The organism is Pantoea sp. Pa-EAmG (genome assembly GCF_030024295.1).
GTDB lineage: Bacteria > Pseudomonadota > Gammaproteobacteria > Enterobacterales > Enterobacteriaceae > Pantoea > Pantoea dispersa.
In genome coordinates this window covers 1-8,756 of sequence record NZ_JASEWO010000180.1, presented here as the reverse complement: position 1 = coordinate 8,756, position 8,756 = coordinate 1, and the positions used below count along the sequence as shown (strand labels likewise).

Here is an 8,756-nt window from a genome sequence, read left to right as displayed (position 1 = left end):
ACCTGCTGCAGGTTCGACTGAATCGCCGGGAGCGATTCAGGCTGATGCGCCAGCATCACCCGCAGGGCGAGGCCCCGGATGGGCCGAGGCATATCCTGCACGACCCACCAAATTCAGAAAAGAGCGCCCTTTGGGCGCTTTTTTCGTTTCTTCATATCCCACTTCCCAGGCTGCCAGTTAAGCTGCAACTGCGTTCAACCACGTTTGCACATGTTGTAGCGGCGCAATTTATTGCGCGATGAATCGCGCCGCTACAAATGGTGTGCGATTTGCGGTTGCCTTACCTGGTTGCCCTTACGCCCACCGGGCGCTTTTTTCGTTTCTTCACGTTCCCCCGGGCTGCCAGTAAAGCTGAAACTGCATTCAACCACGGTTGCACGTTTGGTAGCGCCGCAATTTATTGCGCGATTAATCGCGCCGCTACGAATAATGTGCGACTTGCGGTTGCCTTACCTGACCGCTCTTACTTTCTCAAGGCACTTTTTTGCTTCAGCCGTGAAGAAAGCACCCGCTCTGCCTGAGGCCGTGCCCGCCCTGTCCCCTTCCGCCCTCGTTCCTGGCGAAACCTTTTCGCAAATTTAACACTTCTCACTATCAAGCCGCAGCGGCTGCGTTCCGATAACCAAAGAGCACATTTGCAAGGAGAACGTTATGACCACCATTTCGACCAATACCAATATTGGCAGCAGCAGTACTTCCGGCTCCGGAAGCGCATCCGGCAGTAGCGATAGCGCCTCGAAAATCGCCAGCCTGACCAAACAAATTGCCAGCCTGAACGATGAACTGAAAGACATTGCGAAGGACAAAAGCCTGACCGAGAAGCAAAGAAAGGATAAGCAGGAGACGATTAACGCGCAGATTCAGCTGCTGCAGGCGCAAATCCAGCAGTTGCAGAAGCAGGAAAAGGAGAAAGCGGAGCAGAAGCAGGAGAAACAGGAGGTTACTGCAGTGAAAGCGGATGGCATCAACCGCCCAACCGACAGCAACCAACTTGACGTTTATGTTTAAAACGCCGGATTAAGCGCGCGATCCTGCGTCAGCAGCGCCGCCTGCTGACGCACTTCCTGCCAGATAGCCTCCGCTGCCGGCGTGAGTGAACGGTTTTTGCGTTTAATCAGCATCAGGCTGCGATTGATCTCCGGATAGAGCCGGCGCACCGTCAGCTTACGTCCGGACGGCAGCGGCAGCGCCAGTGCCGGTAAAATACTGATGCCAATGCCCGCTTCCACCATCGGATAAAGCGTGGCCGGATGGCCAATCTCCTGCACCACCTGCACGTTCAGCGCCAGCCGCTGCAATGCGGCATCGACCAGCAATCGGCTGCCCGACGCGTAATCCTGCAGCACCATAGCGCGACCAGCCAGCATTGACCACTGGGCCTGCGGCACCTGCGCCAGCGCATCATCCTGATGACACAACAGTAAAAACGGCTCCTGCAGAATCTCCTCGCTATCGAAATCCGCATCCTGCAGCGGACCGATGACGATGCCAAAATCGACTTCCGCATTGCGCACGCTCTGCAATACCCACTGCTGCACGCGGTCGTGCAGAATCACCCGAATGTCGGGGTAACGCAGCTGGCTGCTGGCCAGGCATTGCGGCATCAGATGCGCCGAGGGCGTCTGGCTGGCCGCCACGCGCACCGTGCCGCTGCGCTGCTCGCCATAGCTGCGCACATCGAGCAGCGTGGTATTGAGCTCCTCCAGCAGTCGTTCCAGCCGCGTTGCCAGTTGCTGTCCGGCTTCACTCAGTAACACCTCGCGCGTGGTGCGATCCAGCAGCCGTACACCCATCTCCGCTTCCAGCTCTTTAATGCTGTGACTGACAGCCGACTGGCTCAGCCCAATCGCCTGCCCTGCCTGGCTGAAACTGCCGTGCTGCACCACCGCCACAAAGGTGCGCAACTGTCGTAAGGTGTAATTCATCTATTGCGCTCATAGATTAATGCAATAAATCAATTTTATTTCTAAACGCGTCTGACGCACAATCAGCAGCATCATTTATTACATTTAACCGGATTGTAACAATGGGCTTTTTACGACTTGACCCGATGATGGTCAAACTCATCATCACCGTGCTGCTGGCCAGCTTCTTCCCGGCCAAAGGCGGGTTTGTCGATTTCTTCGAATACCTGACCACTGCGGCCATCGCCCTGCTGTTCTTCATGCACGGTGCCAAACTGTCGCGTGAGAAGATCATCGCCGGCAGCAGCCACTGGCGGCTTCATCTGTGGATTATGTGCAGCACCTTCGTGATTTTCCCGATCCTTGGCCTGCTGCTGGTGTGGTGGCATCCGGTTAACGTCGGCGCGGAGATTTACACCGGTTTCCTCTACCTGTGTATCCTGCCGGCGACGGTGCAGTCCGCGATTGCTTTCACCTCCATGGCGGGCGGTAACGTTGCCGCGGCGGTGTGTGCTGCCTCCGCCTCCAGTCTGCTGGGCGTCTTTATTTCGCCGCTGCTGGTTAACCTGGTGATGAATGTGCACAGCGATGCGCCGGGTAACGGTCTGGAGCAGATTGGTAAAATCATGCTGCAGCTGCTGGTGCCCTTTGTGCTGGGCCACCTGGCACGCCGCTGGATTGGTGGCTGGGTGGAGAAGCATCGCAGCCTGATTGGCAAAACCGATCAAACCTCGATTCTGCTGGTGGTCTATTCGGCGTTCAGTGAAGCGGTGGTTAACGGCATCTGGCATCGCGTCGGCGTTGATACCCTGCTGTGGATTCTGGCTGGCAGCCTGCTGATTCTGTTCGTCGCACTGGCGATCAACCTTGGCGCTTCCCGGCTGTTTGGCTTTAGCCGTGCGGATGAGATTGTGGTGCTGTTTTGCGGCTCGAAAAAGAGCCTGGCAAACGGCGTGCCGATGGCTAACATTCTGTTCCCGGCCAGCGCAGTGGGGATTATTGTCCTGCCGCTGATGATCTTCCATCAGGTCCAGCTGATGGTGTGCTCGTTCATTGCCCAGCGCTATAAAGCCGGCAATGAGAAGAAGCTGGCGAAGCAACAGATTGAAGCGCAGAAGTCATAAAACATCAGGCCCGCAATTGCGGGCCTGTCACTTATTCACTGCGCTTGAGCGGTTTAACTAAGCCCTGTAAGCCTTCGATTTTGATCGCCAGCGTCAGCTGCATCAGCTCACCCAGTTTGCCGGCGGGAAACTCATTTTTACGCGCAAACCACAGCAGATACTCTTCCGGCAAATCGATCAGCATCCGCCCTTTGTATTTGCCAAACGGCATCGCGGTATTGGCAATCTCAACCAGCTGCTGCTTATCCATCTCAGGCGCCCAGTAAGCGAATCATTTCGGCTTCATCGATCACCGCAATCCCCAGCTCCTGCGCTTTTGCCAGCTTGGAACCGGCGGCCTCACCGGCGATCAGCAGATCGGTTTTTTTCGATACGCTGCCGCTAACTTTAGCTCCCAGCGCCGTCAGCCGCGCTTTGGCATCGTCACGGTTCATCTGCGACAGCGAGCCAGTCAGTACCACGGTTTTTCCGGCGAACGGGCTGTCGATCTCTTCGGCTTTGACCACCACCACCGCCGGCCAGTGCACGCCGACCTCCTCCGTCAGCTGGCGAATCACTTCACGGTTGCTCTCCTCTTCCATGAAGTTGCGCACGTGCGCTGCCACCACTTTGCCGACGTCCTGTACCGCGATTAGCGCATCGAGATCGGCGTTCATGACCTTTTCCAGCTCGCCAAAGTGGTTCGCCAGGTTGGCCGCCGTCGCCTCGCCCACTTCGCGGATGCCGAGCGCATACAGGAAGCGCGGCAGTGTAGTGAATTTGGCTTTTTCCAGCGCGTCCACCACGTTTTGCGCCGATTTGGGTCCCATGCGGTCCAGTCCGGTCAGCTTGCCGGCGGTGAGACGGAACAGGTCGGCCGGGGTTTTGACGTACTCTTTTTCCACCAGCTGATCGATGATTTTATCGCCCATGCCGTCCACGTCCATCGCACGACGTGAGACAAAGTGCTTCAGCGCCTCTTTGCGCTGCGCGCCGCAAATCAGCCCGCCGGTACAGCGCGTTACGGCTTCGCCTTCCACACGCTCTACGTCAGAACCGCACACCGGACAGTGGCTGGGAAACACAATCTCGCGCGCATCCGCCGGACGCTCAGATTCCACCACGTTGACCACCTGCGGAATCACGTCACCGGCGCGACGAATCACCACTTTGTCACCGATACGCAGCCCCAGCCGGGCGATTTCATCGGCGTTGTGCAGCGTCGCATTACTGACTATCACGCCCGCGACCTGCACCGGTTCGAGGCGCGCCACCGGCGTAATCGCCCCGGTACGTCCGACCTGAAACTCGACGTCGCGCACCACCGTCATCTGCTCCTGCGCCGGGAACTTGAATGCCACCGCCCAGCGCGGTGCGCGCGCCACAAAGCCCAGCTGCTCCTGCAGCGCCTGCGAGTCGACTTTGATCACCACGCCGTCAATATCAAAGCCGAGTGACGGACGGTCCTGCTCAACCTGACGATAAAACGCCAGCACTTCATCCGCGGTGTGCACCAGGCGAATCCGATCGCTGACCGGTAATCCCCAGGCCTTAAACTGTTGCAGACGCTGCCAGTGGCTGGCAGGCATTTCGCCGCCCTCCAGCAGGCCAAAACCGTAGCAGAAGAAGGTCAGCGGACGTTTCGCGGTGATACGCGGATCGAGCTGGCGCAGCGAGCCGGCCGCCGCATTACGCGGGTTGGCAAATACTTTGCCGCCGGTGCGTCGCGCTTCCTCATTCAGCTTCTCAAAGCCGCTTTCAGTCATAAATACTTCGCCGCGCACTTCTACCCGCGCCGGAATATTGTCGCCGTGCAGGCGCAGCGGAATGGCGTGAATGGTGCGTACATTCGCCGTGATGTTTTCGCCGGTGGTGCCATCGCCGCGCGTGGCGGCTCGCACCAGCAGGCCGTTTTCATACAGTAAACTCACTGCCAGACCATCCAGCTTCAGCTCGCAGCAATAGGTGAGATCGTCAGTGCTTTTCAGGCGATCCTGCACGCGCTTATTGAAGGCAAGAAATCCGGCTTCATCAAAGGTGTTATCCAGCGACAGCATCGGCAATTCGTGGCGCACCTGTTCAAAGGTGGCAAGCGGTGCCGCGCCTACGCGCTGGGTGGGAGAATCCGGGGTGATTAAATCGGGATGCGCGCTCTCCAGCTCACGCAGTTCGCGCATCAATCGGTCATATTCTGCATCCGGGATTTCCGGCGTATCCATCACGTGATAGAGGTATTCGTGGTGGCGTAACGTGGTGCGCAGCGCGGTGATCTGCTCCTGAACCGATGTCATATTCTCTCGTCCGATAAAAAACCCCCGGCAAGCGGGGGTTATTTAGTTAAAGGGTGATACTGCTGGCGGCGCTTAGCCAATAACCTCGCGGATGCGTGCTTTGTAGGTTTCCAGCTTTTGTGGTGTCATCATGCGACGCTCATCATCCAGCACCACGCCACCGACATCATCGGCGATGCGCTGTGCCGATTGCAGCATCAGCTTAAAGTTCTGATTGGCGTCACCGTAGGACGGCACCATCATAAAGATTGAGACGCCCGGCGTGGTGAAATCGCCCATTTCATCCGGATTGAACGAACCCGGTTTGACCATGTTTGCCAGGCTGAACAGCACCGGACCGCTACCGGCCGGGCTAAGATGGCGATGGAAAATGTTCATTTCACCAAACTGGAAGCCGGCCTGCAGAATGCCCTGCAGCAGCGCTTCACCGTTCAGTGCGCCACCGGCATGCGCGGCAACGTGCAACACCAGCACCGCTTCTTTTTTACTGCCCGGCGCAGCGGGCTGCGGTTGCGGTGCAGCTTCCTGCACAGGCGCAGGTTCAGGTTGTTTAACCTCAGGCTCGGCGGCGGTAAACTCCGGAGCCGGCTGGGTGGCGGACAGCGGTTCATTATCCAGCAGCGGATCGGCCTGAATCGGTTGTGGCTGTGGCACGGGCTGCGCCACCGGCGCCTGCGGTTGTGGCGCAGGTGCAGGCTGACGTACCGGCTCATCGTCCAGCAGCGGATCGCCGCTTAACGGCGTTTCCTGGCGTGGAAACGGCTGACGCACCGGTTCCGGCGCACGCGGAGCAGCAGGTTTGGTGACCGGCGCATCGAACTGCGGCTCGTCTTCGGCATCACGCTGACGACGCACGCGTACTTCGCCGACGCCATCGTCTTCGCTGTTCAGCAGATCATCGTCATCCGCTTCTTCACGCTGTTTCAGACGTTTGTGCGGGCGATCGCGAAACACGGAAGAGCGCTCTTTACGGCTGGTCCACAGTCCGTGAAGAAGCAGCGCTATTATGGCGATCGCGCCAACAACGATTAATATCAGACGCAAATCCTGCATCATTGTATTCTCTGTTGTTCCAATACCTTGCCACCACGGCAAACTTTATCCTCTAACTGTATTTGCCCAGCTACACAAGTGCAAGTCTGTGCAGTATTTTCTGACAAATAAGATAGCTGCCCCACGCTTTTTTGCTGTTTTTTCGCGCAAAGTGCGCCTGTCACCGATAAAAAGCCAGGTTATGATGTTGGCGCCGCTACATAAAGGAGAAAGGCTCGCTATGCACGCTGAGAATTCGGTCTCATCCATGAATGGTATTCATTATTTTGCCCAGGGCTGGAAACTGGTGCGTCTGCCCGGTATCCGCCGCTACGTCATCATCCCGCTGCTGGTAAACATTGTGCTGCTGGGCGGTGCGTTTATCTGGCTGTTTCAGCGCCTCGGCCAGTGGATTCCCCGGCTGATGTCGCACGTGCCGGACTGGCTGCAGTGGCTGAGCTATCTGCTGTGGCCGCTGTCGGTGATTTCGATTGTGCTGGTATTCAGCTATTTCTTCTCCACCATCGCCAACTGGATTGCCGCGCCGTTTTGCGGCCTGCTGGCGGAGCAGCTGGAAGGGCGTCTGACCGGAAAACCCCTGCCGGACAGTGGCTGGCTCGGCATGATGAAAGACATCCCGCGCATCATGAAGCGCGAGTTACAGAAGCTCGGCTACTATTTGCCGCGCGCACTGGGCCTGCTGCTGCTCTATTTTATCCCCGGCTTTGGCCAGACCGTGGCGCCGGTGTTGTGGTTTCTGTTTAGCGCCTGGATGCTATCGATACAATATTGCGACTATCCGTTCGACAACCACAAAGTCAGTTTTCCTCAGATGCGTAACGCGCTGCGTCAGCATAAAACCGCCAATATGCAGTTTGGCGCGCTGGTCAGTCTGTTCACCATGATTCCGATCCTCAATCTCGCCATCATGCCGGTCGCGGTATGCGGCGCGACCGCCATGTGGGTCGATCGCTACCGCAGCCAGCATGCGCGTCATCTATAATGCATCAAAAAGCCTTATGCATTTTTGCATCAGGCTTATGGTCGCAGGCTATATAGATATACGATTTCTTTCCTTCCGCCGGGGGTCAGAACAGGTATGCTCTGAGGGTTCCCAATATTTCATACAGTTAAGGACGGGCTATGAGTAAGATCTATGAAGACAACTCTCTGACAATTGGTCATACGCCGCTGGTTCGACTGAACCGCATCGGTAATGGACGCATTCTGGCGAAGGTCGAGTCGCGTAACCCGAGCTTCAGCGTTAAATGCCGTATCGGTGCCAATATGATTTGGGACGCAGAAAAACGCGGTATTCTGAAACCGGGCGTTGAGCTGGTAGAGCCAACCAGCGGCAACACCGGCATTGCGCTGGCCTATGTCGCCGCTGCGCGCGGCTACAAGCTGACGCTGACCATGCCTGAGACCATGTCGATTGAACGTCGCAAGCTGCTGAAAGCGCTGGGCGCCAATCTGGTGCTGACCGAAGGGCCAAAAGGCATGAAGGGCGCCATCGCTAAAGCAGAAGAGATTGTTGCCAGCGATCCGGACAAATATGTGCTGCTGCAGCAGTTCAGCAACCCGGCCAACCCGGAAATTCACGAAAAGACTACTGGCCCGGAGATCTGGGAAGACACTGACGGCGCCGTAGATGTCTTCATTGCCGGCGTGGGCACCGGTGGTACGCTGACCGGCGTGAGCCGCTACATCAAGAACACCAAAGGCAAGCAGGATTTGATCACCGTGGCCGTTGAGCCTACGGATTCCCCTGTCATCGCGCAGGCGCTGGCGGGAGAAGAGATCAAACCGGGCCCGCACAAGATTCAGGGGATTGGTGCCGGTTTCATTCCGGGCAACCTTGACCTGAAACTGATTGACCGCGTGGTGGCCATCACCAATGAAGAAGCGATCAGCACCGCGCGTCAGCTGATGGAAGAGGAAGGCATTCTGGCCGGTATCTCTTCCGGTGCAGCAGTGGCGGCTGCCCTTAAGCTGCAGGAAGATGAAGCCTTCGCCAATAAAAACATCGTGGTGATTCTGCCCTCTTCCGGCGAACGCTATCTCAGTACCGCACTGTTTGCCGATCTGTTCACCGAAAAAGAGCTGCAACAGTAAACGCCAGAGTCTGAAAATGATGAAAAAAGCACCCAAATGGGTGCTTTTTTGTGGCGCAGATCTCACTTTTACCACCGGGCAGATTGATTTCAGTGATGCGGCTCTGGTATTTAAGCAGCCAATTATTTCGGTGCCTGAAATTAATCTGCCTTTGAAGTGGATCAAGCTGAATCGATTTACTGATTTGGTGAAACGGCGAATCACGGCATAATCAGCAGAGTGACGTATTGCAGCAGTTTTGATCCGTCGTCGAAAAAATGACTTTTTCATTCATGCGCATTTTTTGGGCAGCGTGATGCCGTACCAGCGCA

The 8,756-nt window shown here is 56.8% G+C and carries 9 protein-coding genes; 5 read left to right on the top strand and 4 right to left on the bottom strand.

The features are described 5' to 3' along the window. Positions 1-651 precede the first annotated feature (651 nt). The gene (locus tag QMM04_RS18685) at positions 652-1,008 is read left to right on the top strand and encodes a FlxA-like family protein (RefSeq protein WP_021508090.1); all 357 of its coding nucleotides are present in this window, start codon (positions 652-654) and stop codon (positions 1,006-1,008) included. Here QMM04_RS18685 and QMM04_RS18680 read toward each other — a convergent pair. Next, complete coding sequence (locus QMM04_RS18680) at positions 1,005-1,925, bottom strand: LysR family transcriptional regulator (RefSeq protein WP_264442358.1); 921 nt, start codon at positions 1,923-1,925, stop codon at positions 1,005-1,007. The two genes, QMM04_RS18685 and QMM04_RS18680, sit on opposite strands and share 4 nt — an antisense overlap. 101 nt (positions 1,926-2,026) lie before the next feature. Here QMM04_RS18680 and QMM04_RS18675 point away from each other — a divergent pair, with 101 nt between their 5' ends. Further along, positions 2,027-3,028, top strand: coding sequence for a bile acid:sodium symporter family protein (locus tag QMM04_RS18675; RefSeq protein ID WP_021508088.1), 1,002 nt, complete (start codon positions 2,027-2,029; stop codon positions 3,026-3,028). Positions 3,029-3,059: 31 nt separating this feature from the next. On the opposite strand, the gene QMM04_RS18670 is transcribed toward QMM04_RS18675, so the two are convergent. The 3 genes from QMM04_RS18670 to zipA form a co-directional block, all read right to left on the bottom strand. Continuing rightward, positions 3,060-3,278, bottom strand: a complete 219-nt coding sequence (locus tag QMM04_RS18670; protein WP_059011533.1) for a DUF3820 family protein — start codon at positions 3,276-3,278, stop codon at positions 3,060-3,062. A 1-nt stretch (position 3,279) separates the two neighbouring features. Beyond that, positions 3,280-5,298, bottom strand: a complete 2,019-nt coding sequence (ligA, locus tag QMM04_RS18665; RefSeq protein ID WP_059011536.1) for an NAD-dependent DNA ligase LigA — start codon at positions 5,296-5,298, stop codon at positions 3,280-3,282. Between the two features lie 72 nt (positions 5,299-5,370). Next, on the bottom strand, positions 5,371-6,354 hold the full coding sequence (gene zipA, locus QMM04_RS18660) for a cell division protein ZipA (protein ID WP_058775693.1): 984 nt from the start codon (positions 6,352-6,354) through the stop codon (positions 5,371-5,373). 217 nt (positions 6,355-6,571) lie between these two features. On the opposite strand from zipA, the gene cysZ reads away from it, so the two are divergent. The 3 genes from cysZ (at position 6,572) to QMM04_RS18645 (ending at position 8,656) form a co-directional block, all read left to right on the top strand. After that, positions 6,572-7,333: a sulfate transporter CysZ gene (cysZ, locus tag QMM04_RS18655; RefSeq protein ID WP_282996742.1), complete on the top strand. Its 762-nt coding sequence runs from the start codon at positions 6,572-6,574 to the stop codon at positions 7,331-7,333. Positions 7,334-7,473: 140 nt separating this feature from the next. Next, the gene (gene cysK / locus QMM04_RS18650; protein ID WP_021508083.1) at positions 7,474-8,445 is read left to right on the top strand and encodes a cysteine synthase A; all 972 of its coding nucleotides are present in this window, start codon (positions 7,474-7,476) and stop codon (positions 8,443-8,445) included. A 16-nt stretch (positions 8,446-8,461) separates the two neighbouring features. Continuing rightward, on the top strand, positions 8,462-8,656 hold the full coding sequence (locus tag QMM04_RS18645) for a hypothetical protein (protein ID WP_021508082.1): 195 nt from the start codon (positions 8,462-8,464) through the stop codon (positions 8,654-8,656). The last annotated feature ends 100 nt before the right edge of the window (positions 8,657-8,756 follow it).